The sequence below is a fragment of the Sphingomonas sp. FG14 genome, assembly GCF_057809675.1.
The window spans coordinates 1,716,547-1,742,718 of sequence record NZ_JBMDKK010000001.1 but is presented as its reverse complement, the minus strand read 5'-3'; the positions used below and the strand labels follow the sequence as shown (position 1 = coordinate 1,742,718).

At 65.2% G+C, this 26,172-nt stretch carries 22 protein-coding genes; 12 read left to right on the top strand and 10 right to left on the bottom strand.

The window, feature by feature from the left end:
• From ACODTA_RS08165 to ACODTA_RS08155, 3 genes are all read left to right on the top strand, one after another.
• Nucleotides 1-2,747: Ig-like domain-containing protein (locus tag ACODTA_RS08165; protein ID WP_489065371.1), on the top strand; the 2,747-nt coding region annotated here is incomplete at its 5' end.
• 168 nt (nt 2,748-2,915) lie between these two features.
• The gene (locus ACODTA_RS08160) at nt 2,916-3,980 is read left to right on the top strand and encodes a bifunctional nicotinamide-nucleotide adenylyltransferase/Nudix hydroxylase (protein ID WP_489065370.1); all 1,065 of its coding nucleotides are present in this window, start codon (nt 2,916-2,918) and stop codon (nt 3,978-3,980) included.
• Between the two features lie 53 nt (nt 3,981-4,033).
• Nucleotides 4,034-5,422: a nicotinate phosphoribosyltransferase gene (locus ACODTA_RS08155; RefSeq protein ID WP_489065369.1), complete on the top strand. Its 1,389-nt coding sequence runs from the start codon at nt 4,034-4,036 to the stop codon at nt 5,420-5,422.
• Nucleotides 5,423-5,487: 65 nt separating this feature from the next.
• On the opposite strand, the gene ACODTA_RS08150 is transcribed toward ACODTA_RS08155, so the two are convergent.
• The 4 genes from ACODTA_RS08150 to ACODTA_RS08135 form a co-directional block, all read right to left on the bottom strand.
• The gene (locus tag ACODTA_RS08150) at nt 5,488-6,570 is read right to left on the bottom strand and encodes a tetratricopeptide repeat protein (RefSeq protein WP_489065368.1); all 1,083 of its coding nucleotides are present in this window, start codon (nt 6,568-6,570) and stop codon (nt 5,488-5,490) included.
• A 148-nt stretch (nt 6,571-6,718) separates the two neighbouring features.
• The gene (locus ACODTA_RS08145; RefSeq protein ID WP_489065367.1) at nt 6,719-8,449 is read right to left on the bottom strand and encodes a vWA domain-containing protein; all 1,731 of its coding nucleotides are present in this window, start codon (nt 8,447-8,449) and stop codon (nt 6,719-6,721) included.
• A gap of 112 nt (nt 8,450-8,561) precedes the next feature.
• Nucleotides 8,562-9,107, bottom strand: coding sequence for an RNA polymerase sigma factor (locus tag ACODTA_RS08140; protein WP_489065366.1), 546 nt, complete (start codon nt 9,105-9,107; stop codon nt 8,562-8,564).
• A gap of 232 nt (nt 9,108-9,339) precedes the next feature.
• Complete coding sequence (locus tag ACODTA_RS08135) at nt 9,340-9,876, bottom strand: Ros/MucR family transcriptional regulator (RefSeq protein WP_489065365.1); 537 nt, start codon at nt 9,874-9,876, stop codon at nt 9,340-9,342.
• Nucleotides 9,877-10,342: 466 nt separating this feature from the next.
• Here ACODTA_RS08135 and ACODTA_RS08130 point away from each other — a divergent pair, with 466 nt between their 5' ends.
• The gene (locus ACODTA_RS08130) at nt 10,343-11,110 is read left to right on the top strand and encodes a metallophosphoesterase (protein WP_489065364.1); all 768 of its coding nucleotides are present in this window, start codon (nt 10,343-10,345) and stop codon (nt 11,108-11,110) included.
• Between the two features lie 85 nt (nt 11,111-11,195).
• Entirely contained in the window at nt 11,196-11,537 is a 342-nt protein-coding gene (locus ACODTA_RS08125) for a PilZ domain-containing protein (RefSeq protein ID WP_489065363.1), read from the top strand.
• A 65-nt stretch (nt 11,538-11,602) separates the two neighbouring features.
• Here the strand turns inward: ACODTA_RS08125 and ACODTA_RS08120 are convergent, their stop codons facing one another.
• Entirely contained in the window at nt 11,603-11,818 is a 216-nt protein-coding gene (locus tag ACODTA_RS08120; protein WP_489065362.1) for a hypothetical protein, read from the bottom strand.
• 496 nt (nt 11,819-12,314) lie between these two features.
• Between ACODTA_RS08120 and ACODTA_RS08115 the strand changes: the two genes are divergently transcribed.
• Nucleotides 12,315-13,073: an AraC family ligand binding domain-containing protein gene (locus tag ACODTA_RS08115; RefSeq protein ID WP_489065361.1), complete on the top strand. Its 759-nt coding sequence runs from the start codon at nt 12,315-12,317 to the stop codon at nt 13,071-13,073.
• Here the strand turns inward: ACODTA_RS08115 and ACODTA_RS08110 are convergent.
• Both ACODTA_RS08110 and ACODTA_RS08105 read right to left on the bottom strand, forming a co-directional pair.
• Complete coding sequence (locus ACODTA_RS08110) at nt 13,058-16,282, bottom strand: amidohydrolase family protein (RefSeq protein ID WP_489065360.1); 3,225 nt, start codon at nt 16,280-16,282, stop codon at nt 13,058-13,060. The genes ACODTA_RS08115 and ACODTA_RS08110 overlap by 16 nt on opposite strands.
• Nucleotides 16,283-16,394: 112 nt before the next feature.
• Nucleotides 16,395-17,306, bottom strand: a complete 912-nt coding sequence (locus tag ACODTA_RS08105; RefSeq protein ID WP_489065359.1) for a LysR family transcriptional regulator — start codon at nt 17,304-17,306, stop codon at nt 16,395-16,397.
• A 187-nt stretch (nt 17,307-17,493) separates the two neighbouring features.
• On the opposite strand from ACODTA_RS08105, the gene ACODTA_RS08100 reads away from it, so the two are divergent.
• From ACODTA_RS08100 to ACODTA_RS08085, 4 genes are all read left to right on the top strand, one after another.
• Nucleotides 17,494-18,696 carry a CaiB/BaiF CoA transferase family protein gene (locus tag ACODTA_RS08100; RefSeq protein ID WP_489065358.1) on the top strand — a complete coding sequence of 401 codons (1,203 nt, stop codon included), beginning with the start codon at nt 17,494-17,496 and terminating at the stop codon, nt 18,694-18,696.
• Nucleotides 18,693-19,988 carry an MFS family transporter gene (locus ACODTA_RS08095; RefSeq protein WP_489065357.1) on the top strand — a complete coding sequence of 432 codons (1,296 nt, stop codon included), beginning with the start codon at nt 18,693-18,695 and terminating at the stop codon, nt 19,986-19,988. The genes ACODTA_RS08100 and ACODTA_RS08095 overlap by 4 nt, the downstream gene beginning before the upstream one ends.
• A gap of 49 nt (nt 19,989-20,037) precedes the next feature.
• Nucleotides 20,038-20,478, top strand: a complete 441-nt coding sequence (locus ACODTA_RS08090; protein ID WP_489065356.1) for a MarR family winged helix-turn-helix transcriptional regulator — start codon at nt 20,038-20,040, stop codon at nt 20,476-20,478.
• Between the two features lie 82 nt (nt 20,479-20,560).
• Nucleotides 20,561-20,872: an EthD family reductase gene (locus ACODTA_RS08085; protein ID WP_489065355.1), complete on the top strand. Its 312-nt coding sequence runs from the start codon at nt 20,561-20,563 to the stop codon at nt 20,870-20,872.
• Nucleotides 20,873-20,881: 9 nt separating this feature from the next.
• Here the strand turns inward: ACODTA_RS08085 and ACODTA_RS08080 are convergent, their stop codons facing one another.
• A complete protein-coding gene (locus tag ACODTA_RS08080) occupies nt 20,882-21,727 on the bottom strand; it encodes a hypothetical protein (protein ID WP_489065354.1) in 846 nt (281 codons plus the stop codon).
• A 172-nt stretch (nt 21,728-21,899) separates the two neighbouring features.
• On the opposite strand from ACODTA_RS08080, the gene ACODTA_RS08075 reads away from it, so the two are divergent.
• Together ACODTA_RS08075 and ACODTA_RS08070 are read left to right on the top strand one after the other, a co-directional pair.
• On the top strand, nt 21,900-22,922 hold the full coding sequence (locus tag ACODTA_RS08075; protein WP_489065353.1) for a serine hydrolase: 1,023 nt from the start codon (nt 21,900-21,902) through the stop codon (nt 22,920-22,922).
• A 189-nt stretch (nt 22,923-23,111) separates the two neighbouring features.
• A complete protein-coding gene (locus tag ACODTA_RS08070; RefSeq protein ID WP_489065352.1) occupies nt 23,112-23,510 on the top strand; it encodes a nuclear transport factor 2 family protein in 399 nt (132 codons plus the stop codon).
• 4 nt (nt 23,511-23,514) lie between these two features.
• Here ACODTA_RS08070 and ACODTA_RS08065 read toward each other — a convergent pair whose 3' ends face one another.
• Nucleotides 23,515-25,188 (bottom strand): GMC family oxidoreductase, encoded by a 1,674-nt coding sequence (locus ACODTA_RS08065; protein WP_489065351.1) that lies wholly within the window; start codon nt 25,186-25,188, stop codon nt 23,515-23,517.
• A gap of 2 nt (nt 25,189-25,190) precedes the next feature.
• Nucleotides 25,191-26,093, bottom strand: a complete 903-nt coding sequence (locus tag ACODTA_RS08060) for an NAD(P)-dependent oxidoreductase (RefSeq protein WP_489065350.1) — start codon at nt 26,091-26,093, stop codon at nt 25,191-25,193.
• Between the last annotated feature and the right edge of the window lie 79 nt (nt 26,094-26,172).

Here is a 26,172-nt window from a genome sequence, read left to right as displayed (position 1 = left end):
ACGGCACGCTGCTCGGCACCACCACGGCGAACGGTTCGGGTGCGTGGAGCTTCACCCCCGCGACGGCGCTGGGCCAGGGCGCGCACAGCTTCACGGTGACCGCGACCGATGCCGCAGGCAATGTCAGTGTGCCGTCCGCCGCCTATGCGATCACCATCGATACGGCTGCGCCGACCGTTCCGGTGATCGCGTCGATCACCGACGATGTCGGAACGATCGTCGGTATCGTCGCCAATGGTGGCGTGACCGACGATACGCGTCCGGCGATCGCGGGCACGGGCGCTGAGGCCAATGCGACCATCTCGGTGTACGACAACGGCACGCTGCTCGGCACCACCACGGCGAACGGTTCGGGTGCGTGGAGCTTCACGCCCGCCACGGCGCTGGGCCAGGGGGCGCATAGCTTCACGGTGACCGCGACCGATGCCGCCGGCAATGCCAGCGCACCTTCGGCCGCCTATGCGATCACTATCGATACGGCCGCGCCCGCTTTCCCGGTGATCGGATCTGTCACCGACGATGTGGGCACGGTGCTCGGCATCGTCGCGAATGGCGGCGTGACGGATGATACGCGTCCGGCGATCGCGGGGACGGGGGCTGAGGCCAATGCGACGATCTCGGTCTACGACAATGGCACGCTGCTCGGCACGACGACCGCCAATGGCTCGGGCGCCTGGTCGTTCACGCCGGCGACAGTGCTCGCCCAGGGTTCGCACAGCTTCCGGGTGACTGCGACCGATGCCGCGGGGAATGTCAGCCCGCAATCGACGGCCTATACGATCACCATCGACACGGCCGCGCCGGCGGTGCCGACGATCGGATCTGTCACCGACGATGTCGGCCTGATCACGGGCCTTGTCGCCAATGGCGGCCTGACCGACGACACCCGTCCAGCGATCGCGGGTACGGGGGCTGAGGCCAATGCGACCATCTCGGTCTACGACAATGGCACATTGCTTGGCACGACGACGGCCAATGGCGCCGGCGCCTGGTCGTTCACGCCCGCGACGGCGCTCGGCAACGGCGCGCATAGCTTTACCGTCACGGCGACGGACGCGGCGGGCAATGTCAGCGGACCTTCGGTGGCCCATGCGATCACCATCGATGCGACCGCACCGGCGGCACCGGTGATCACCTCCGTGACTGACGACATCGGCGCCGTCACCGGCCTTGTCGCCAATGGCGGGTTCACGGATGATACGCGGCCGGCAATCGCGGGAACCGGCGCGGAAGCCAATTCGGTCGTTTCCGTCTACGACAACGGCACATTGCTTGGCACGACCACGGCGAACGGCGTCGGCGCCTGGAGCTTCACGCCAGTATCGGCGCTGGGCCAGGGCGCGCATAGCTTCACCGTGACCTCACGGGATGCCGCAGGCAATGTGAGCGTGCCTTCGGTCGGCTATACGGTGACGATCGACACCGCCGCGCCCGCGCAGACGATCGCGATCACCGCGCTGGCTGACGATACTGGCACGATCGGCGACTGGAGCACCGAGGACCGGTCTCCGACGATCTTCGGTACGCTCAGCCAGCCGCTGGCGGCGAACGAGCGCGTCGAGATCAGGATCGACGGCGGCGCCTGGGTGGAGGCGACGGACAATGGAACCACCTGGTTCTACGGTTATGGCACGCTGTCCGTGGGCAATCACACGATCGATGCCCGCGTGGTCGATGCGGCGGGCAATGTCGGCAACAGCGACAATCAGCCGATCGTCATCACCAACACCAACCAGGCACCGATCGTCCAGGCGAACGAAACCGCGCTGCTGGGGCTGATCAGCGCCGAAACGCTGGGCCTGATCGACATCAATCAGCAATCGCTGGTGGCATTCGATCCCGACAACAACATCAAGTCGGTCCAGGTCCGTTACAATCCGCTGATCAACCTGAATCTGGGCGCTTATGAACTGACCGCGTCGGAATTGCTCGCGACGGAGCTTGGATTGAAGGTGGTCGTCAAGAACGATCCGGGTCTTCTCGGCATCATCGGTCCGCTCTCCGAACTCACCATCACCGCCATCGACGGCGGGACGATCGACAATCGCGCGATCAACGAGCTGCTGGCGACGGTGCATTTCGAACAGGATCTGACACTGCTCGGACTGCAGGTGCTCAACGAGACGAAGATCACCGCCAGCGACGGCACGCTCAGCGACAGCGACTTTTCCGGAACGCTGCTCGACCTGAGCTTGCTCAATTCCAACGGCAACTCGAACATCAAGCTCGGAACGACGGGCGGCGAGACGCTGACCGGCGGCGACGCTAATGAACGTCTTTATGGTTTCGCCGGCAACGACACGCTGCTGGGCGGCAAGGGCAACGACCTGCTGCGCGGCGGGGATGGCGCAGACAGCCTGAACGGTGGCGAGGGCAATGACGTGCTCGTCTATGACGCGCTCGACGTGAAGATCGACGGCGGCACCGGCTTCGATACGTTGCTGATCGACAAGGGCACGGGCACCGTCCTGGCGCTGAACGGTGGTGCAACCAATATCGCCAATATCGAGCGTATCGATCTGGGCGTCGGCGATCCGGGACGCGGTATCACGCTGACGGAGGCCGGCGTGATCCAGGTCACCGACAGCGATCGGGAGCTCTATGTGACTGGTGATATGGGGGACTCGGTGACGATGACCGGCGCCATCTACGAAGGTCAGATCCTCGTGAACAACCATGCCTATAACCAATATGGGCTGGGCACGACCACGATCTTCGTCGAAGCTTCGGTGGCCGTGATCGCCTGATCGGCAGCCGCGACCGGCCACCCCCGACCGGAGGCTCGCCTGCTCCCTTGGCGGGCCTCCGGCACCAGTGGTGGCCGGTTCGATTGCCGTTGCGGGTCGATCTTGGCTGTGCGATAAGATCAGCGTGGCGAGGAGTTCGCCACGGACATGATTTCGAGGGAGCCTCGAATGCACGGACAGGACTTCGGCGTCTTCATCGGACGCTTTCAGCCTTTGCACATCGGCCACGAGCATGTGGTCCGCGAAGCGCTTTCCAGGACAGACCATCTCATCGTCCTGATCGGGTCGGCCAATGTGGCGCGCGATCCGCGCAATCCCTTCACCTATGAGGAACGGCTGGCGATGTTTCGCAAGGCCTTCGCCTATGAAATGGCGAACGGCCGGCTGATCGTCGCGCCGCTGGACGACCATCTCTATTCCGACACGGCCTGGTGTGGAGAGGTGCAGCAGCGCGTGAAGCGGATCGTGCTGGAAACGGGCAATCGCGGCGGCTTCGCGGTGAACGGCCTGGCCGATTTCAACATCAGCCTGACCGGCTACGGCAAGGATGCCTCCAGCTATTATCTGAAGATGTTCCCCGAATGGGCGAACATCCAGATCGACAGCCAATATGGCACCTTCAGTTCCACTGATATCCGCAAGCAATATTTCCAGCGGATCCCGGCGGTGCCCGCGTCGATCCTGTCCCCCGGCATCGCCGAGTGGCTGGAACAGTTCAAGCTGGGCGAGATGTTCCGCACATTGCTCGCCGAGCGCGAATATCTCGACGAGTATCCGCGCCAATGGGGCAAGGGGCCGTTCGTCACCGCCGACGCGGTCGTCGTCCAGTCCGGCCATATCCTGCTAGTCGAACGGGGCCAGTTGCCCGGCAAGGGGCTGCTGGCGCTGCCGGGCGGTTTCGTGAACCCGGCGGAACGCGTGCGCGACGCCGCGATCCGCGAGCTACGCGAGGAAACCGGGATCTCTGACGGCAAGGGGCAGATCCCGCCGGCGATGCTCGCATCCTTCATCGACGACGGCCGTACGCGGATGTTCGATGCGCCCGATCGCTCATTGCGCGGGCGGATCATCACCCATGCCTATCTCTTCCGCCTGCCCGAACGTCGCAAGCTGTTCGTGGTGAAGGGCGGTGACGATGCCGCGCATGCGCGCTGGTACCGGATCGGCGATCTTTCCGCCGAACAGTTTTTCGAGGATCACTGGTCGATCATCACCCTGATGGCCGATCTGTGAAACCCGTGCGCCGGGGAGGCCGGCGCACGGCCAATATGTGAGGAGTTCACATCATGACCAATCTGATCCTGGCGACCGACAGCTACAAGCAGAGCCACTTCCTGCAATATCCGCCCGAGGCGCGGACGATCTCCGCCTATGTCGAGGCGCGGCCCAATCCGTTCAGCGAGGACCTGATCTTCTTCGGGCTCCAGGCCTTTCTGGTCGATCATCTGTCCACACCGATCAGTGCGGCGGATATCGACGAGGCCGAGGCCGTCTGCGCGGCGCATGGCGTGCCGTTCAATCGCCCCGGCTGGGAGGCCGTGCTGGTCGATCATGGCGGACTGCTGCCGCTGGAGATCAGCGCGCTTCCCGAAGGGACGATCGTGCCGACCGGCGTGCCGCTGATCCAGGTCGAGAATATCGATCCGCGCATGCCCTGGCTGACGACCTTCATCGAGACCGCGTTGCTGCGTGCGATCTGGTATCCGACGACGGTCGCGACCTTGAGCGGCAAGGCCAAGCGGATCATCCATGCCGGGCTGGTCAGGAGCTCCGACGATCCGATGGGGCAATTGCCCTTCAAACTGCACGATTTCGGCGCGCGCGGCGTTTCTTCCGGCGAGAGCGCGGCGCTGGGCGGGCTGGCGCATCTCGTCAATTTCCAGGGCACCGACACGATGGAGGCGCTGATCGCCGCGCGCCGCTTCTATGGCGAGGAGATGGCGGGCTTCTCCATTCCCGCCGCCGAACACAGCACAATGACGAGCTGGGGCGAGGATCGCGAGGAAGCCGCCTATGCCAATATGCTCGACCGGTTCAAAAGCGAGGGGCGGACCGTCGCGGTCGTGTCCGACAGCTATGACCTGGACAATGCGATCGAGAATATCTGGGGCGGCAGCCTGCGCGATCGGGTTCTCAGCGAGGGCGGGACATTGGTGATCCGGCCGGACAGCGGCGATCCGGTGGGTACGCCTGTCCGCGCACTCCAGACCCTTTGGGAGAAGTTCGGCGGCAGCGTGAACGGCAAGGGTTATCGCATGCTCGATCCGCATGTGCGGCTGATCCAGGGTGACGGGATGAACCTGCGGAGTATCGCCGAACTGATCGACCGCACGACCGAGGCTGGTTTCGCGATCGACAATCTGGCTTTCGGCATGGGCGGCGGGCTGCTCCAGCAGCTTAACCGCGATACGTTGCGCTTCGCGATGAAAGCCAATGCGATGCGCGATGATCAAGGTGTATGGCACGACGTCCACAAGGCGCCACGGAACGATCCCGGCAAGGAGTCCAAGGCCGGGCGGCAGGCGGTGGTCATCGAGGATGGACGGCTGGTCGGGCGGCGGATCGAGGATGCGGGCACAAGCCTGCTCGAACCGGTCTGGCGCGGCGGAGAATTGCTGAAGCGTGTCAGCTTCGCCGAAGTGCGGGAGCGTGCGGAGCGGCAGTTGCTGGGGTGACATTATGCTTCTCCCCTCCCGTTTGCGGGAGGTGGATTGCATCGAGGTACTCTAGACGCCTGCCGCTATCGCACCAGATCGGCATAGCGCGGATCGATATCGACGGCATGTTCGGCATCGATCCGTGCGCGTCGTGTGTCGCCGCGCTGGCGGTGAAGCTGGCTGCGGACATAATAGTTGCGCGCAGCGCCGGGATCGTGGCGAATGGCCTGGTCTAGATCAGCGATCGCGCGGTCGATCTCGCCCTGGCGTTGATGGGCGAGCCCGCGATTGAGATAAGCGAAACCATTGCGCGGCGCGGTCGCGATCGCCTGGTCGAACGCTGCGACGGCGGCATCGTCATCGCCTTCCCAGGCACGTGTCAGCCCATTGGCGATATGGGTGGCGGCGCGTCCGGCATTGCCCTTGGCTCCGGTGTCGAAGAAACGTTTGCAGCCGCTGAGATCGCGTGCCGGGTCATCGACGGTGCAGGCATTCCAGTCGCCGCGCCGGTCGGAGCGGCGCTTGATGCGCGCGCCCGTGACCACGATCCCGGCGTCTTCGATGTCGGCGCGCGCTTCGGCGGTCGCCGGCTTGGCGGCGGCAATCCTGTTTCGCAAATCGAGTGCGGGTGCGGCCGGGGCTTCGGCGCGCCTGGCTGAGACGGCGATATCCTGTGCCGCCAGTTCCGCCGGTGCTGGCGGTGGCGGCGGTGCCTGTGCCAATTCCGGGGCGGCCGGCACGGCGGCAGGCGGCGCGAGGGCTTGGGTCGATGGCGCCGGCCGGGGCGGCGCGGGTTGCGCATCGGGCGCTTTGGCCGAAGGCGCGGTGGTTTGCGGCTGGGGCTGAACCGGCATGGGCGTCGGCTCGATGGCCTGGTCCACCTGGGCGTCGGGCGCATGGGCGGCCGGGCGATTCTCGATCGACATCCAGATGGCGGGCACGCCGACCAGCGCGACGAGCGCGGCGCTGATCATCACGCCGAGCTGTGGGCGACCGAGTTCGCGCCACCAAGGCAGTGGGCGGGGCCTTGCCTGAGCGGAGGGTGATGTGGCGTCCCCGGTTTGCCCGTCGAAGCGCCGCAGCGCCGCCTCGATCGCGGCCTCGCGTCGCACCGGGGCGGGCGGCGGCGGATCGGGCAGCGATGCGGCGATATCGTCGTCGTTCACCATTCACCCTTTCCGGTCGCGCATGGCGCGACCAGGGCCGGAGAAGCGGCGGCGGAGGGAAGGAACGGCATCGGCGCGCCTTATACCCGAAACGACGGGCCGGTCGAACGCATCCTCGATGTGGTTGGCCGTTCCTTCCCCATTTGCGTCAGCCCGGCATCGAGCGCGCCGCCTTCGCCGCGCGGACGAGCTGGAGGAATTCGGCACGATAGCCGAAGGCATCCTCGCCGCGCGCGCCGGAAACCAGCCGCAGCACGTCGTCATAGGTCATCGATCCGCTGTGGCGGCCGCCGCGCAGCAATTCGGCGAAGGCGGCGACCGCAGTCGCGAAGCGGGCATCCATCGGCGCCGCGTCGAAGCTCGCGCTTTCCGACCGGCGATCGATCGGGGTCGAGATCAGCCGGCTCGTGTCCGACTTGGGCAGTTTGTAGCGGATCTTCACGAAGCCATATTCGCTGGCGAGCACGGGCTGCGCGGTGCTCGAATAACGCAGATCGCCGATCGCGCGCGGTCCGCCGACGGGCACGATCTCGTACAGCGCGGTCACGCTCTGGCCCGAGCCGACATCGCCGGCATCGACCCTGTCATTGTCGAAGTCGTCGCGGTTGAGCAGCCGCGTCTCATAGCCGACCAGGCGATATTCGGCGACCGTCGCCGGATTGAACTCGACCTGGATCTTCACGTCCTTGGCGATCGGAAACAGCGTGGACGTGGCTTCGTCGACCAGGGCCTTCCGCGCTTCACCGGCGGTATCGATATAGGCGGCGGCGCCATTGCCGTTCTGCGCCAGCGTCTGCATCAGCGCGTCATTGTAATTGCCCATGCCGAAACCGAGCACAGACAGGAAGATGCCCTTGTTGCGCTCCCTTTCGATATAGCCCTTCAATTCGCTCTGATCGGTGATGCCGACATTGAAGTCGCCATCGGTGGCCAGCATGACGCGGTTTACGCCCCGCGGATCGAAGTTGCGCGCGGCCAGCGCATAGGCCTGGCGGATGCCCTCCGCCCCGGCCGTGCTGCCGCCCGCGCCGAGCTGATCGATCGCCAGACGGATCTTTTCCCGGCGACTGACCGGGGTGGGTTCGAGCAGGGTGCCGGCGGTGCCGGCATAGGTGACGATCGCGACGCTGTCGTCCTCGTCGAGTTGATCGAGCAGCATGCCGAGCGACTGCTTGACCAGGGGCAGTTTATTGTCTGCGTTCATCGAACCGGATGTGTCGATCAGGAAGACGAGGTTGGCGCGCGGACGGGTGGCCTGGCGGATCGCGTAACCCTTGATCCCGATCCGCACGAGCTTCCGACCGGGTGACCAGGGACTCGGGAACACCGAGACATTGCTGGCGAAGGGCTGGTCGGCGCTTTGCGGTGCCGCATAGTCATAGGGGAAGTAATTGACCATCTCCTCGGTTCGCACCGCCGCTGGTTGCGGCAGGACGTTGCGATTGAGCGAGGCGCGGACAAAGGCATAGGATGCGGTGTCGACATCGATCGAGAAGGTCGAGACCGGCTCCTCGCGCGCGACCTTGAAGGGGTTTTCCGAGATCGCGGTGAAACGGTCGCGGCCGGTCGGCGGGGGCGGCATCGGGATATAATGTTCGGGCATCGCCATACGGGATACCCTCGAGCCGGTGACGACGACCGACGGTGCCGGAGGCGGCGGTGGAGGTGCGAATGTGGCGGCGCGTGCATCTTCCGCGCGTGATTTTGCGCGTGCCTCCAGCGGACGATCGATCCGCTGGCTTGTGACGACGATCGACTCGTCCTGTGCGGCCAGTTCCGGTGGCGTCGCGGTGTTTTTCGGCTCCGCGCCCGAACCGGCGCAGGAGGCAATGGCCGTACTGGCCAGGCCGATGGCGATGACGGCGTGCAAACGGGGCATGACAATCTCCCTCAGGACAGCGGCGACAATCGTCCGCATGTCACTGGGACGCGGCCCGGGGGAGAAAGCTTGGGAACGGCGCGAAATTTTTTTTCAGGTGCTTTCGCAGGGATCAGTCCGGCGCCGTGCGGTCCTCCGCGATCAGGCGGCGGACCTCGTGCATCCGCCATGATATCGTCGCTTCGGCAACGCCCAATATCACGGCCGCCTCGCCATGCGTCAGTTGCTGGCCGACGACGAGGACAGCGGTATCGCGATAGACTGGTTTCAGCCGCATGATCGCGCTTTTCAGCCAGATGGAGTCGTAGAGGTCTCGTCCGTCAGGCGCGCGCGCCAGCCCGGCGAGCACAGCCAGCCTTGTCGTGAGACCGCCGAAACTGCGTTTACGGCGATGCAGATCGCGGCAGGCATTATAGACGATGCCGCATAGCCAGGTGCTGAATTTCGCCTCGCGGCGGAAGCCGGCGATCTTTTCCACCAGCGCGCAGCAGACATCCTGCGCGACATCGTCGGCATCGGCGCGCGAACCGGTCAATTGCCAGGCCAGGCCGTGAATACGGTCATAGTGGCGGCGCAGCAGTGCCGCGAAGGCATCGCGATCTCCGACGATCGCGGCGGAAAGCAGATCGGCGTCGGGATCGCTGCCCGGATCGAACATGCGTCAGTGCCGGTTTTGCGGCGGCGTTCGATCAGCCGCTGCAAAGCGGCATTGTATCGTCATCAGTCAGCCCGCCGCCCAGATCCGTACACTGTTCCTCTGTGCACCATTCGGGTCGGTGACGCCATTGCCGGAATCTTCGTGTATCCGGATACGCTCGCTCAGGTGTTGAGCCGGTCAGCGCCAATGCTCGACGAGGCGGCTCATCGAACATTGGCGTTGAACATCGGCGTTACTTGGCGGCCGGCTTGCGGCCGCGCGCTGCCTTGGCCTTGGCGGGCGCAGGCGCGGCGGTTGCAGTCGCTGCCGGAGCGGTCGCCTTGGCGGGCGCAGCCTTTTGGCCGGGCTTGCGGCCCAGGCCGATCTTCTTCGCCATTGCGCGGCGCGCTTCGGAATAGGTTTCGGCGACCATCGGATAATCGGCCTTCAGGCCATAGCGTTCGCGATATTGTTCGGGGCTGAGGCCATGTGTCGAAAGATGGCGGCGCAGCGTACGATAGGGCTTGCCATCGATCATCGAGATGATGTGATCCTTCGACGCGAGCGACTTGCGCACCGTGACGGCCGGTGTGAATTCCGACGCGGGCGCTGCTTCGGCCGCAGCGGGCGCATCGCCACCGGTCAGGTCGGTGACGGCGCCGTGCATGGCTTTCAGGAAGGTCGGCACGTCTTCGGCGCTGGCGCGCGTATTGGGATTGGACAGCCACGCGACCGTCAGGTCGGCGGCGAGTTCAACGGCGTTGATGCCGATATCTTCATTGTCTGCCACGTCAGGGACTCCGTGAAATTGCGGTAATTCGCCTGCATCGACTTTTCGTCGGTTGCAAGCCAAAATGGACCAAATTCTGCTGAATCCGATTAATAATCGCGGCCTGGGTCTGCGAATATCGTCAATCACGCTTCATCGCATCATGGAATGGTTAAGCATCATGTTTGATGCAGTAGGACGAAACCGTTAGGCTTGTTATCTTCGTGCGATGTCGGAACGAAGGAAATTGGCAATGCCGGCTGTGTCATCACCGTATGACAGTGAAGCTTTTTGGTGCGTGTCGATGCTTGACTTGATCTATGTGAAATATTCCTGATTCACTGTTCAGTTTGACCGTTTGTCTTTCGATCTGGCCGTGGTCTTCATGTGCGACATAACTGTTTGATATCGAGCAAATGAAAGGGACAGGCGACCTTGCCGCCTTCGCAATGACATTGCGTCGCGCCGTGATTCATGGAACCCGGCCATGATGCACGCAGCGGAACCCCTTATCGACGTTGGCAGCTACCGCAGCCCCGAGGCTAAAGGCGCGAGCGCAATCTACGCTGTCGCCGATATCCACGGCCGCCTCGATCTGCTGGAGGAGATCGAGGCGCTGATCCGCATGGACATCTCTGTGACGCGACCGGAGTGTCCGGTGATCTGCTATCTTGGTGATTATGTCGATCGCGGACCGGCGTCCGCGCAGGTGATCGACCGGCTCGCACGGCCGTTCGACGACGGCATCGCGCGCGTCTTCCTCAAGGGAAATCACGAGGATCGGATGCTCGATTTCCTCGAAACACCCGAGGATGCCGGACCAGCATGGTTGCAATATGGCGGTCGGGAAGCTCTTGAGAGTTACGGACTCGACGTGCCGGCGGCACCGATGGCGGCGGACTGGCAGCACTTGCGCGATGCACTCGCCGTAGCACTGCCGTCTGGGCATCTGGCGTTTCTCCGCGGATTGCGGCTGGCCTTTGTGTGGCGAGGCTATCTGTTCGTCCATGCCGGGCTCGACCCGGCGCGTTCCGTCGATGCGCAGAGGGCGCATGACCTGATGTGGATCCGCGAACCGTTTCTCAGCGCGGAGCGTGATTGGGGCCTGTGCGTGGTCCATGGCCATGTCATCGTCGATACCCCCGTATTTCGGCCCAACCGGATCGGCATCGATACGGGGGCCTATCACAGCGGCCGGCTGACATGCCTCGTCGTCTCCGAGACCGGAACCCGGCTGCTACAGACCGGCGGCTGAATCCTTCGGGCATGCTCCGGGTTGCGATCCAGCCATTGCTTCGGCAAAGCGAAACCAGCGGCGCGCGACGGCAGGGGGAATCGAGGTGCAGGGCGGTAGGAAAGGGCTTCCATCGCGACGGTCGACTCCGCGACTCAAGATTTTCCAGCCGACGCAGATGACGGTCGGGGAGCGATCGATGCGTGTCCACCTGCTCGATATTTCGGCTGGCGGCGCGTTGGTCCATGTGGCGAGTCCGCCGGAAACCGGTAGCCGCGTGGCGCTGGATTGCGCGGGGATCGCGCGTCAGGCGACGGTGCGCTGGGTCGGTGGCAGCCGGTTCGGGGTGGCGTTCGACCGGCCGCTCAGCGAGGCCGAGGTGGAAGCGGTGATCGCCACTCAATCATCAAGCCCGTTGCAGCCCCGCAACGAGACGCCGGCCAGATAGTCGTTCCTGGCGGCCGGTGTCGGCATGCCTTGATTTCCCGAGACTGTCACCGAGCGCGAGTGTTCTCACCGGTCATATTTACGCGTGCCGCGACGGCCCTGCGTCGGCGGCGGATCGCCAGCGCGGACGCGGCCTTCATCGACATCGGTTGAGGCGCGCCGGTCCGCCGCGCTGGCATTGGGATCGAAGTTGCGCCGCCTGTCGACGCCGAACCCGCTGCTATCCTGGAAACCGCGCGGCGCGCGAAGGAAAAGACCCGTGAGCCATGCGAGCGCAATCACAAAGCCGATTCCAACAATTGTAGCGAAAATGGCCAATCCAGACATGTCTCTACGCCTACTTCGCCCTCTGCCGGGGACGTCCAATGCACCCGTGAGGTAACATGGGTATGATCTACCATTTATTAATGGAAGGCGATGTTTGCGACGAGCCGTGTAAACAGAATATCGCCTCGCGCCTGGTATCGTGATCAATTCAGGTTGATCGGTCGGGCTCAGATTCTTTCGTGCCTCACCTGTTCGATGTTTATGCGTATCGAAGGCGTCGGTACACGAGCAGATGATCGATCCGGGTTGATCCTGTGAATTGCCAGGCGGTTTGGCCGGCGCGGTTATCGATCGGAGCGCGCGGGAACCTCGATCACGCCGACCCATCGGCCCTTTCGTGATAATCGGGTCATTGACTGCATCAAATGGGCCAACCGATCGACTTCGGTTGCAATGACGTTCGATTTGGCTCTTACTCAAGGATGTCACGATAGATCGTGGAGATCGGGCCATGAAACACAGCCAGGATCTGCTTGCCAGCGACCGCCCTGTCCTTGCCTTGCAGGACGAATATCCGGCTGGCTTCGTCGATGCGATGCATAGCCATGGGCTTGTCCAGTTGCTGTATGCCTCCTCCGGCGTCATGTCGGTGCGGACACCGAGACTGAGCTTCGTCGTGCCGCCGCAGCGCGCGCTCTGGATCCCCGTGGACATGCCGCACGAGGTTCGCTGTCGTGGCGCGGTTTCGCTGCGGACCTTGTATTTGCGCCCGGATCTGCGCGAGAGCCACAAGGAATGCCGGGTTTTCGAAGTTTCCGATTTCCTGAAGGCGCTGATCATCGAGAGTTCGAGTTTCGAGCCACGCTATGATGTCGACGGGCGGGAAGGACGGATCATCAGCCTGCTGCTCGACGAGGTCGAGCGCATGCCGAACGCGCCTTATCAGGTCGCGACACCGCGCGATCCGCGCCTGTTGCGCGTATGCAACGCGATCCTCGCTGATCCGGCGGATACCCGCGACATCGACGAGTTCGCATCGCTTGCGGGAATGGGCCGGCGCACCTTCACCCGCGCCTTCAAGCGCGAGACCGGCATGGGCCTGGCGGTGTGGCGTCAGCAGGTGCGTTTGATGGAAGCGCTTTCGATGCTGGCGTCGGGCAGTTCGATCACCCAGGTCGCCTTCGATATCGGCTATGACAGCGCCAGCGGCTTCACGGCGATGTTCCGCCGCGTTTTCGGGGTGCCGCCCAGTCTCTATCTGAGCCGCTGACCGGAACCGTTCGGCTGGAACCATTGCGCCGGTAGCGGGCGCGTGCGCGGCCAGACTTCGTCCAGCGTCTCGGCATCATAGATCCGGCCATTCTTCATCACCAGGCCGATCGCGCGCGCATTGACGATATCGGCCAGCGGGTCGGCATCGAGTATCAGCAGGTCGGCGAGCTTGCCGGGTTCGATGCTGCCGATATCGGCGGCATGGCCGATGATCTCCGCCGATCCGATCGTCGCCGCACGGAGCACTTCATGCGGGGTGGCGCCGCCCGCCGCATAGGCCTCCATCTCGTAATGATAGCCCAGGCCCTGAAGCTCGCCATGGCTGCCGATGCCGACCAGGCCGCCGGTGCGCTGGATGCGCAACGCGTCGGCGGCGAAGGCGGGATAGAGGCTGTCGTCGGGCGACGACCATTCGCGGCCGCGCATCTTCGCATCGACAACGCCGCCGGGCATGAAGCGGCGCAGCTTGGCGTCGCGGCTGGGATCGTGGCGGATGATCAGATTGTCGAGCGAAGGCATGCCGCCGTACATGACATTGAAGGTTGGCGAATAGCCGATCCGCGTGCGCGCATAGAGCTGGACAATATCGTCGCGCAGCGGCGTGACGGGCAGGCTGTGCTCGTTGCCGGCGAAACCGTCGATCGCATGCGTCAGGTTGAGCGTCAGGTCGCTCGCGCCCTCGGTGGTCGGCATCATGCCGAGTTCCGCTGCGGCCTCGGTCATGAACTGGCGCTGGCGGCGGTTGCCGATCATATAGGATTTGATGTTGCGCGTGCGATAATGGTCGCGATAGCGGGTGAGCACGTCGATCGCGTCGGCTTTCGAATTGACCTCCGCATTGACGAAGATGCCGGGGCCGGTGGTGAAGGCGCGGGGGCCGGGCATCATGCCGGCATCGATCATGTCCTGATATCCGAACATGTCGACGGTGAAGGGTTGCACGTCCAGGCCGGCGGTGACGCCATAAGCGAGGTTGGCGAGGAAATCCCAATGGCCGCGGTCGAGCAGGCCGCGGCGGATCTCGAACCAATGTGCATGCGTATCGACCAAGCCGGGCATGATGAACTTGCCGGCGACGTCGCGGATCGCGGCACCCGCAGGCACCGCGACTTCGCCGGTCTTGCCGAGAGCTGCGATGCGGTTGTCGGTCACCACGATATCGGCGCCCATGATCACTTCGTCTCCGCGCATCGTCACCACGGTGGCCCCGCGCAGCACGACGCTGCCGCTGGGCATGTCGCGTGGCAGCGTGATGGCAGTGGGGAAGCTTTCCGCCCGGCTTTCGGCGGTGCCGGGCGCCGTACCCGCGATGCCGGCGAGCGCGACGGTGCGGATCGTCGATCCCACCGACCACAGGATCGATGCGCCGTCGCGGCTCCAGGCGAGATGATCGGCGCCAATGCGCGTCAGCCGGGTCAGCGCGACCGACGGTGCGGAAAGCTGGATCGCCGCGCCGCCGGGCGCATTGGCCGGTGGCAGGTCGACCAGATAGAGCTGCGACGCCGCCTTGACGAGCGCGCGGTCTCCCTTGGGGCTGATACGTACATCCTCGGGCGGCACCGGCAGTCCGGCGAAATACTGGTTGCCGTTGCGCGCCTTGAAAACAGCGTCACGGCGCAGGTCTTCGCCGTTGATCCCGATCGAACTGGTTCCTTCCGGCGCCGTAAAGCGCAGCCGGTCGGCCGTGCCGAACTGTAGTGCGCGAATGCCCAGGCTGCTGGTCACCAGCCGGCCCGGTCCGCCATCGGCCGGGAGCATCAGGATATCGGTCTGCCGGTTCTGCGACAGCTCGTCATTGACCTCCAACCGGTCGAGATGATTGGCGCGCAGCACCGCGATGCTCCGCCCGTCGGGCGAGAATTGCGGTTCGCTGTACATCGCCGGCACCTGGGTCAATCGGCGCGGACGCCCACCATCGGCCGGGATCGTCCAGACCTGCCCGCCTTCGCTTGCAGTCCAGGTGACATAGGCGATCGTCCGCCCGTCGGGCGACCAGCTCGGCTGGAAGGCCATGCCTTCGACGCCCGGTACCGGTCGTGCGATGCCGCCCTGCATCAATGGTCGCGTGTAGAGTTTACCAAGTGCGGTGAAGGCGACGCCGCGATTGTCGGGGGAGGGCGCGGGCGACTGGAGCACGCGTACCGTCACCGGGCCGTCGTCGAGCTTCTGTGCGACGCGCGTCGATCGACCGATATCGAGCGCGACCGACGCGGTGAACGGGATCGCCGCTGCTTTGCCGCTGGCCAGATCGATGCGTGTCAGCCCGCCATCGATGCTCGTCAGGATCGACCGGCCATCCGCCGCGAAGGCGAAGCGCGGAACCAGATCGACATAATAGCCGCCCTCGCGGCTGTCATGGTCGATCGCGGTGATCCAGCGATCCTCGCCGGTCTCCAGGTCGCGCAGGCGCAGGCCGGTGCGTGTGCCCGTGCGGCTGGCATAGGCGAGCCGGCGGCCGTCGCGCGACAGCATCGGCCGCATCGCGCCGCCCGGCGAGGCAAGGATCGTCGCCTCCGCGCCGTTGCGCAGGTCGCGACGGACGATTGACCAATGCGGCAGATAGCGGTCGTACCAGAGCGTGCCCGTCTTCTGCGCATAGTAGAGATAGCGTCCGTCCGGCGATGGGGCGGCGCCCAGCGCGTTGATGCGCTTGTCGAACCCCTCCGTGCCACTGGGCTTCGCTCTGGTGATTTGGATACCGGCGCCGCCATCGCGATCGTACATGTGGATCTCGAACGCCAGGTCGGCATGGATCGAGCGCGATACATAGACGAAACGGCCGTCGGGCGACCATGCGGGCGACGAATAGATCGCCGCGCTTTCGTCGCGTGAAAGCTGTTTCAGCCCGCTGCCGTCGCTGTTGGCGATCCACAGATTTGCGGCGCCCGATCGGTCGCTGATGAATGCGAACTGCCGCCCGTCAGGCGAGAAGACCGGCTGTGTCTCATAGGCCAACCCCTTGAGCAGCGGCCGTGCGACGCCGCCTTGCGCATCGATCGCATAGATGTCGCCCAATATGTCGAACAGGATCGTCCGCCCATCTGGCGAGATATCGGGCGCCATCCAGGTGGCTTCGCTGAGCTGAAAAGCGAGTTGGCGATCGGGGGCGAGCGTCAGGGGCGGGCCGGTTTCGGCGGCTACGGCGGAGCCGTCCAGCAATGCGCAGCCCGCGAGCATCAGCCCAAGAAAATCTGCGCGCGATCTCACCATCATTTCCCCTTGGCAGCCTGACAGGCCCCGCTTCCAACTCTCTCTGGAAAGACGAACGCGTTTCATAAAACCGACATGATCGACCCGGATTCATGTCCGCTGGGGCAGGTCAGACCTTCAGTGCGAGCGTCCGGGCTTCGATTTCGACTTCCTGCATGAAGGCGCGCGCGGGGCTCAGCATCGACCGTGCCGGGCTGGTGACGAGGCCGATCGGGCGTGATGCTTCCGGTGTGTCGAGCGTGCGCCATGTCAGGTCGGGCGAACGGATCTGTTCCATCGCCAGCCGAGTCAGCACGCTGATGCCCTGCGACGCGATGACGAGCGCGGCGGCGGTAGTCGGGTGCTTGCAGTTGAACAGCGGATCGACGACGACGCCGGCTGTAGCAAAGGCACGATCGATCAGCGCGCGCAGGCCGGTGTCGGGGGACATCGCGATGAAAGGGCGCTCGCGAAAGACCGTCCAGTCGTGCCGATCCTGGCGGGCCAGCACATCGTCGGCACGGCAGGCGAGGATCAGCTTGTCCTGGAAAATCGGTTTGAAATTGAGATTGCGCGTTTCGCCGGGCGGCGGCGCGATCCCGATATCCGCTTCGCCCTCCTCGATAACGCGGTGTACCGGCGCGCCGACATCCTCCCAGATCTCGACCGACACGCCGGGATGGGTGAGCGCGAAGCGTTGGATCGCGGCGGGTAGCAATGTCGCTGCGACCGAGGGCAGCGTGGCGATCCTGACACGCCCGGCGCGGCCGCCGACATAGGATTCGAAATCGCGGAACGCGTCCTCATGATCCTTGATGAGTTTCAGCGCGATCGGGCGCAGCCGTTCACCCGCCGCTGTCAGGCGGACATGCCGGGTATCGCGATCGAACAGGCGCACGCCCAGCCGCGCTTCGATCTGCTGGATCGTCCGGCTGAACGAGGGTTGCGAAACGCCCATCGCCAGCGCGGCATCGCGGAAACTGGCGAGCGCTTCGAGCTTCAGGAAAGCTTCGAGCTGCGGAAGGGTTAGGCGGACATGCATGGCTGTGCGCGGGAGACTATCGCCGACCGGTAGCGCGTCAATGCCGATGCGCTTTGATAGCCCATCGGCATCGAATGATATCATCGTCGATATTGAGCGCCGTTCGCCACCCTCTACGATCCGGTGGAAGAGCAATGATCGGGGCGAGGATGGCTTTCAAGGCCGCCTGCCCGAATGGGGCGGTTGCATGATTCCTCTTCTTCAGGGCGTTCGTATCATAGAGGTCGGCGCGGTCGTGCTCGGTCCGTTCGCCGGCCAGATCCTGGCCGATCTCGGCGCGGACGTCGTCAAGGTGGAGCCGCTGGGCGGTGACGTCGCGCGGGACTCGCATCCGCAAGGTGCGGGCGACGGTGCATTGTTCGTCAACAACAACCGCAACAAGCGCATGATCGCGCTCGACCTCAAGAGTACGGACGGGCGCGCGGCGTTCGCGCGGATGATGGCGGGCTGCGATGTGCTGCTGCACAATATGCGCGCCGAGGCGGCCGACCGCCTGGGGCTGGGCTTCGATGCCGCCGCCGAGATCAATCCGCGCATCATCCATTGCGCGGCGATCGGCTTCGGCCAGCGCGGCCGCTATCGTGATCGGCCCGCCTTCGACGATATCATCCAGGCGGCGAGCGGGCTGGCAGGGCTGTCGGCGCAAACGGGCGGTGTCCCGCAGTTCATCCCGACGATCCTGGCGGACAAGGTCGCGGCGCTCCACGTCGTGTATGGCATCCTCGCGGCACTGGTCGCGCGAGCGCGGGGACGGGACGGCGCGATCCGCGTCGAAGTGCCGATGTTCGAGGCGATGGCCTCCTTCGCGCTCAACGAGCATCTCGCCGGCGCGACCTTCGCCGATCACGGCGTGCTCGGCTATCCGCGCGTGCTCGCCGCCGACCGGCGGCCCTATCGCACGGCCGATGGCTGGATCGCCGTGCTTCCCTATACCGGGGATCAGTGGCGCCGCTTTCTCGACGAAGTCGGGCGCGGCGAGGTCTGCGACGAGCCATGGTTCGCCGATCCCCGCATCCGCCAGGCGCGGATTGACGATCTTTACGCGATCCTGGCGGAAATCTTGCCACATCGCTCGACCGGTGACTGGATAAGCGCATTGTCCGCGCGCGACATTCCATGTTCGGAGGTGAACATGCTCGAGGATCTGCTCGATGATCCGCATCTGGCTGATGTGGGCTTCTTCAGCGTGGACCAAGGTTTTCCGCCCGAGATCAGGCGCGCATTGCCCCAGCCGGTCGAGTTCGGCGGCATCGCCCGGGTCGCGGACACGCCGCCGGGCGCCCTTGGCGCGGACAGTCGGGCGATCCTTGGCGACTATGGTCATGACGAGGGCGAGATCGATGCATTGATCGAGTCCGGCGCCGTTCGTATCGCGGGAGCCACGGTATGAGCGCCGCCGCCATGCCCGATGCGTCGTCGGTCGATCGGTTGAGCCCGCGCCAGCGCATCGCAGCGGTGGTGGCGGGATCGGCGGGCAACCTGATCGAATGGTATGATTTCTACGTCTACGCCTTCACCTCCATCTATTTCGCGGCCGCCTTCTTTCCGGCCGGGGACCGCACCGCCCAACTCCTTAATGTCGCCGGTATCTATGCGGCCGGCTTCCTGATCCGGCCGATTGGCGGCTGGTTCTTCGGCCGCTTCTCCGATCGTCGGGGGCGCCGCGCCGGCATGGTGATCTCGGTGCTGCTGATGGGTGTCGGTTCGCTGATGATCGCGGCATTGCCCACCTATGCGCAGGTCGGCGCGCTCGCGCCGGCCCTGCTTCTGGTCGCTCGGCTTTGCCAGGGCTTCTCCACCGGCGGCCAATATGGCGCGGCAGCGACCTATCTGAGCGAGATTTCGGTCAAGGGGCGGCGCGGTTTCATCGCGTCCTTCCAGTTCGTGACCTTGATCGGCGGGCAATTGTGCGCATTGCTCGTCCTCGTCACGCTCCAGCAGACGCTGGGTGACGATGCCCTGCGCGAATGGGCGTGGCGGATTCCGTTCGTGATCGGCGCGGTGCTGGCGCTGACGGTGCTGCTGTTCAGCCGGCACATGCACGAAACCGGAGAGGTCGGGCTGGCGGCGCCCGACGCGGGCACCTTCCGCGGTCTCGCGGCGCATCCCAAGGCGGTGCTGTTCGTTGTGTCGTTGAGCGCGAGCGGGGCGATCTGCCTCTACACCTTCACCACCTATATGCAGAAATTCCTCGTCAATACCGCCAACATGTCGACCCAGTCGGCAAGCGGGGTGATGACCGGCGCGGTGGTCGTCTTCATGCTGTTGCAGCCCGCGATCGGTCGCCTGTCCGACACGATCGGCCGGCGCACCTGCCTGCTGATCTTCTCCGGACTGATGACGCTGGGGGCCGTGCCGCTGCTCACCGCGCTGTCCGGGGCGAGCACACCGCTCAGCGCCTTCGCGCTCGTCGTCGCGGCGCTGGTGATCCTCAGCTTCTACACATCGGTCAGCGGTCTGTTCAAAGCCGAGCTGTTTCCCGCGCATGTCCGTGCGCTCGGCGTCGGCTTCGCGCACAGTGTCGCCGCCGCGATCTTCGGCGGCACCGCCGAATATGTCGCGCTGCTGTTCAAGCAGATGGGGCATGAGAGCGTCTTCTACTGGTATGTGGCCTTCGCCGCCGCCACTGCATTCCTCACGGCCTTGCTGATGCCCGAGCCGAGCAAGACCGGCCGGTTATAGGCAATCGCGGCGCGTTGACGGATAGGTTGCCCTCAACCTAAATTGCGGGATGAACCCAGGTGACGGCCCGTCGTTCGAAACGACCCATCATGTGCGTGACCATTGCCTGTGCCTGGCCGCGCAACGGGCCGCACGTGCGCTGTCGCGGCGCTTCGACGATGCCTTGCGGCCGATGGGGCTGACCAGCGGGCAATTCTCGCTGCTGATGGCGCTCAACCGGCCGGAGCCGCCCAAGATGGGCGCGGTGGCGCAGTTGCTCGCGATGGACCGGACGACGCTGACCGCCAATCTCAAGCCGCTCGAAAGGCGCGGTCTGCTGGCGTCGGCGATCGATCCTGCCGATCGGCGCGGGCGACTGTTGTCGTTGACCGAGGCCGGGCGCGGGCTGTTGCGAAGCGCACTGCCGATCTGGGAGTGTACGCATGGCGAGATCGAGCGGATGATCGCGGATCCCGATGCCCTGCGTGCCGGCCTTTGGGCGATGGCCTGAAGCGCTGCGGCCGGTGCGACACCGCAATTGACATGATCGCGCCAGGATGGGCTCATATCCGTCTTCATTCCGGGAGTCGGCCATGGCGACGGTCAGTGTCATCTATCCGCGCGCGGCGGACGCGCATTTCGATTTCGACTATTACACCCAAACCCATCTGCCGCTTGTCCAAGCACGCTGGGGCGATGCGGGGCTACAGGGCGTCCAGGCGTTTCGTGGCGTCGTCGGCCCCGATGGCGCCGAGCCGGCCTATTTCCTGATCGCACTGGTCGGCTTCGCTTCGGCGGAGGCGCTGGCGGGTGCGCTCGGCGGGCCGCATGCCGCCGAGATCATCGGCGATATCCCCAATTTCACCAGCGTTCAGCCCGTCATCCAGGCCAATCGGGCGCTTTGAACGAACGCCTCAGAAGCGCCGATGGTCGCGGCCGTCGATGCGGTCGCAGCTTCCCCGGAAGGCGTAGCTGCCTGTCCCCCGGATCGAGATGCGGCCGCTGCGGCGATCGATCGTGACACGAGGCTTGTTGAGCCCGTTCAGCCGATAGATGGCGGTGATCTGGTCGCGGCCGGCGGCGACATTGGTCAGATCCCACCAGCCATTGCTGCCGCGCGAGTTGATCGGCGGCACAAGGGTGCGAGGCAGGCGGATGCGGCCGCCGCCGTTCCAGATCTGGACCGTCACCGACGCGTCGAAATCCTGCGACGAAAGCTCGGTGCGGTTGCCGTAATCATAACGATCGCTGCGGTCGTTCCAGCTCCAGCCATAGCGGGTCGCAAGCGCCGGTCGCCGGCCTTCGCCGAAACAGACCAGCCCCATGTCGATCCGGCGGCCACCCGCCCAGCCATAGCCGTCATCGCCCGGCCGCCCCGGACGATCGGGGCGGTATCCCGGATCGGGGCGCTGGCCGGGATTCGGGCGATAACCGGGATCAGGCCGATAGCCCGGATTGCGGTCTCCGCCGCCACGACGGCAATCCGCTTCGGGCGTGCTGACGATCGAGTCGTATCGGCCATTGACCGTGGCCACCATGATGCAGGATCGCCGTTGCGGGTGCCACCAGGTCGTCCATTTGCGGTCATCGCCGGTCTGCGCGCCGACAAACTCATAGCCGCGCGCGGCGAACTGCCCTTCGGCCTGACCCGCCCGCGCGCCGACCAGATCGCGCATGTCCATGGGCGTGTCTTGGGCGATGGCGGTCACCCCAAAACCCAGCGCCGATCCCGCCAGTATGAGCAAGGCCAAGGTGCGCATGACGGTTCTCCCGTTGATTGGACCGGAGCGTACGCCTGAACCGAAGATGCTGCAATCGCATGACGTTGCCGGATCGGGTGCATCGGCTATCATGCCGCGACGGGCGATCGCGGACATGGAACCGCGATGCGGGATAGGGGGAATTGTCGTGAAGCGTCTATTTGGAACAGCCTTGCTGATCTCTGCCCTGGCCCTGCCGATCACGCAGGCCGTGGCCCAACCCGCGCCGAGTTCGCAATCGCTGGGTCTCACGCGGTTGCTCGCCGCCGAGCTTGCGCGTTTTCCGTCCAGGTCAGGTTTCTATGCGAAGAATCTCGCGACCGGCGAAGAGGCCGCGGTCGATCCCGACGGTCATTATGAAAGCGCGAGCACGATCAAGGTCGCGATCATGGTGCTCGCCTACCGGCTCGCCGACCAGAAGATGCTGAACCTCGACGAGCGTCATGAGATCAAGGCCGCGGATTTTCGCGGCGGTTCGGGCATTTTCCGCTTCAACGATTTCGGGCTGAAGCCGACGCTGCGCGACATCATCACCCAGATGATCATCACCAGCGACAACAGCGCGACGGACATCATGATCGCGCGCGTCGGCGGCGTCGCCGCGGTCAATGATTTCCTGCGTCATTCGGGCTACCCGACGCTTCGGCTCAACTACACGACGCTCGATTATTTCCGTGGCTTCTATGCGGTGCTCGATCCGAAATATCGTGCGCTGGGGGCGGAGGATATCTTCGCGCTGGGCACCGATATTCCCTATTTCACGCAGCCCCGCGCCAGGCTGATCGCCGAGGTCCAGGCGGCGGACGCGGGCGAGCGGCTGGCCGACCTCATCCGCAAGCGATCCGCCGACGAAAGCCAGTGGTTCGGCATCATGACCCCGCGTGAAGGCGGACGGCTGATGGAATCGATCGAGCGCGACACTGCCGCTTCCAAGGCCGCGTGCGACGAGATGAAGCGCATCCTGCGCGCGCAGCAGGCGGGCACGCGCAAGATCCCGCACTGGCTGACCGCGCCCGTCGGGCACAAGACCGGCGAGACGATCGGCGTCACCAACGATATCGGCATCGTCTATGCGAAATCGGGACCGATCGTGATCACGTCGTTCAACATGGACATGGCGGGCCTGGATGCCGATGGCGACGATCGCATCGGCGCGGTCTCCCGCCTGGTCGTCGACTATTTCGATGGCAAGTGAGCTTGAAAAGACCGCCAACCGGAAAAGACAGGGGCCGGCGCCTGGCGAGGCGCCGGCCCCGAGTTGGGGAATAACCGAACGTGACTGCCGAACGCGAAAGCATCGAAAGGGGTTCAACGCCCTGGCGCGATGCGGCCCCGGCCTGGCGGAAAATGGCGCGCGGCACATCGTGATGGCAGGAGGTGGACCATGTTCGACGCGCTTCTGATCGCCCTTGCCCTGGCAGGTTCCGCGCCGACTGCGGCCCCGGCCGCCGTTTCCCCGGAAGCGGTCGTCCAGCGCCAGCTCGACGCCTATAATCGCCATGACGAGGCCGCTTTCGTGGCGACCTATGCCGAGGATATCGAAATCTTCGACCTGGGCGCCGAGCCCAAGCCGCGCCTGAGCGGAAAACCGGCGCTCTCCGCGCTCTATACAGGGTTGTTCGCGCGCGCGAAGCCCAGGGCGGACATCGTTTCGCGTGCTGTCACTGGCGCGTTCGTCACCGATCATGAACGCGTCACGCTCGCGGGCGGTCGCAGTTTCGAGGCGGTCGCGGTCTATCAGGTCGAGAACGGCCTGATCCGGCGGGTCTGGTTCGCGCGGTAAACCCTCAGCGCTTGCCAAGGATCGCGCGCGATGCGCGTTCGGCGATCATCAGTGTCGGCAGATGCGTGTTGGCGGTGGTGATCGAGGGCATGATCGACGCGTCGACGACGCGCAGCCCGTTTATGCCATGGACCCTGCAAGCAGGATCGAGCACCGCCTGACGATCGTCCGCGTTGCCGATGCGGCATGTGCCTGAAACATGACCCATCGGAAAGGCATTGGCTTCGACGAGCGCGCGCAACGCGCCGGCATCGGCGAGCAGCGCGGCGGGATCGATCATGTCGTCGGCGAGCAGGCGGCGGCGCAGCGCGGCCGGGCCGTCAAGCAGCCCGGCGATGAGCCGTGACGCGACAGCGCTCGACAGGCGCGGCCGGGCGAGCCGCTGCGCCATATAGCCCTTGGCGATGAAGGTTTCGTGCCGGCGTGCGGCAACCCGGGGATCGATAAGGAGTTCGAGCGCGAAGCGCACCCCCGCGATCAGCCGTTCGCGGTCCCGGCTGTCGGAAAGCAGACGGAAATCGATGACGGGCGATGCATCCGGATCGCCATCGCGCACCGAGACCGTCCCGCGCGCGAAGGATTTGTAGACCGCGACATTGACCGATCCGACGGCGCGGCCGACCGCGTGCCAGCCCGTTCGCGCAAAGGCGAACATCAGCATGTCGCCGGGCGGGCAGCCCGGATGCGCCGAACTGTAGCGCAGGCTGTTCTGGCTCCATGCCCGCTGCGCCGGATCCTGCCGTGCCTGCCGGTCGAGATGCGTCGCGATATAGAGGGCCGGGTGGTTGAGCAGATTGGCGCCGACGCCCGGCCGGTCCGCGATGACGGGGATGCCCGCCGCCTGCAGCGCCGCCGCCGGGCCGATGCCGGCGCGCAGCAGCATGGCGGGCGAATGGATCGCGCCCATCGCCAATATCGTCTCTCGCGCGGGAATGTCGGTCACGCTGCCGTCGTCGCGCCGCGCGCGGACACCGGCGATGCCGCGCCCCTCGGCGAGCAGCGCGACTGCCTGGGTCGCGCTGCGGATCTCCAGATTGGGCCGGCGCCGCACCTCCGGGCTCAGATAGGCCATGGCCGACGAGATGCGGCCGGCAGGCAGGTTGGTCATCGGTGTGGGGAAGACGCCGTCGCGGAAATCGCCATTGGCATCGTCGACCAGCGGATAGCCGCGCTCGCCCATCGCGTGCGCCACCGCCTTGCAGAAGCCCGGCCAGCCCTGGGGAGCGTGGCGTCGAACAGGCATGGGGCCGTCGGCGCCGTGCAGCGGCCCGCCAAAGTCCAGGTCGCGTTCCAGCCGGCGGAAATCGGGCAGCACGTCTTCCCAGCCCCAGCCGGTCGCGCCGGCATCGCGCCAGCCGTCATAATCGGCGGGCAGGCCGCGCAATGCGATCATGCCCATGATGCTCGATCCACCGCCCATCACGCGTGCCTGTTGATAGGGGCGGATATCGCCGTCGCGCAGCGTTACCCGCGCGGATATGCCCGGCCAGAAGAAGGCAGGCTCCGCGACCGAGCTGGGAAAGGCGTCGCGGATGCTTTTCGGCTCTTTGCCGGGGCTGTGATCGACGCCCGCCTCGATCAGCAATACGCGTCGACGGGGATCGGCGCTCAGCCGATTGGCGAGCACGCAGCCCGCGGCGCCCGCGCCGATCACGACATGATCGAAGGTGATGTCCATGATCAGGGCCGCCGCCGCTCCACGCCCGATCGTTCCTCCATCACCGCGCAGAGCGAGGCGGGATCGGTGTTCGCCCAACGCGTCGACAGCGCCTCGACATGCGCCTGGAGGGCGGGCGCGAACATCGGCAGCGGGTGGCGCAGCGTGCGCGCCATCTCCGCGATCACCAGCGCGTCCTTGTCGACGATCAACTGGTACATGGTCTCCGGCGGATAGCGTTGCTCGGCCATCATCCGGCCGCGCACTTCGAAGATCCGCGAATTGCCCGCGCTGGCGGTGACGGTGCGATAGACGGTCTCGGCGTCAAGACCCGCCTTCAACGCCAGGCTCATCGCCTCGGCGGCGACGACATTGTGGCAGACCACCATGTGATTGATCACCAGCTTGATGATCGCGGCATTGCCGAATTCGCCCATGTCGAACGGCGCGTCGACGATGTCCGCGATCAGCGGGGCGACGGCCCGCGCATCCGTGGCATCGCCGCTGACATAGAAACCGTGCAGGTCGCGCGCGACCATTTCGGGCGTACCCGATATCGTGCAGTCGAGCATCCGCCATCCGGCGCCGGCCAGCCGTTCGCGCGCCACGCGCTTGTCGTCGGGCGACAGGGTGTTGATGTCGATCACGACGCCGCCGTCGCCGGGCGCCGCGACGATCTCGTCGATCACGCGCCGGAAGGCGCCGAAGCTCGAGAGCGCGAGCAGCAGGGCCGGCGCGCGCGCCGTCAGTTCGGCGATCGACGCCGCTCCATGCCCGCCCGCCGCGACGAAATCGCGCATCGCATCGGGATCGGGGTCGAAACCGGCAACCAGATGGTTGCGCGCTAGCAGGCGGCGGGCAAGGCACGATCCCATCGATCCGAGCCCGATGAACCCGATTTCCACTTCCTGCCCCGTCTCGACCATGTCCGCTCTCCCGCCGGCATCATTGCTGCCTTTGATGCGGAGCTATCCGCAAATGCCGGGTGGCCGATCATCAAAAGAT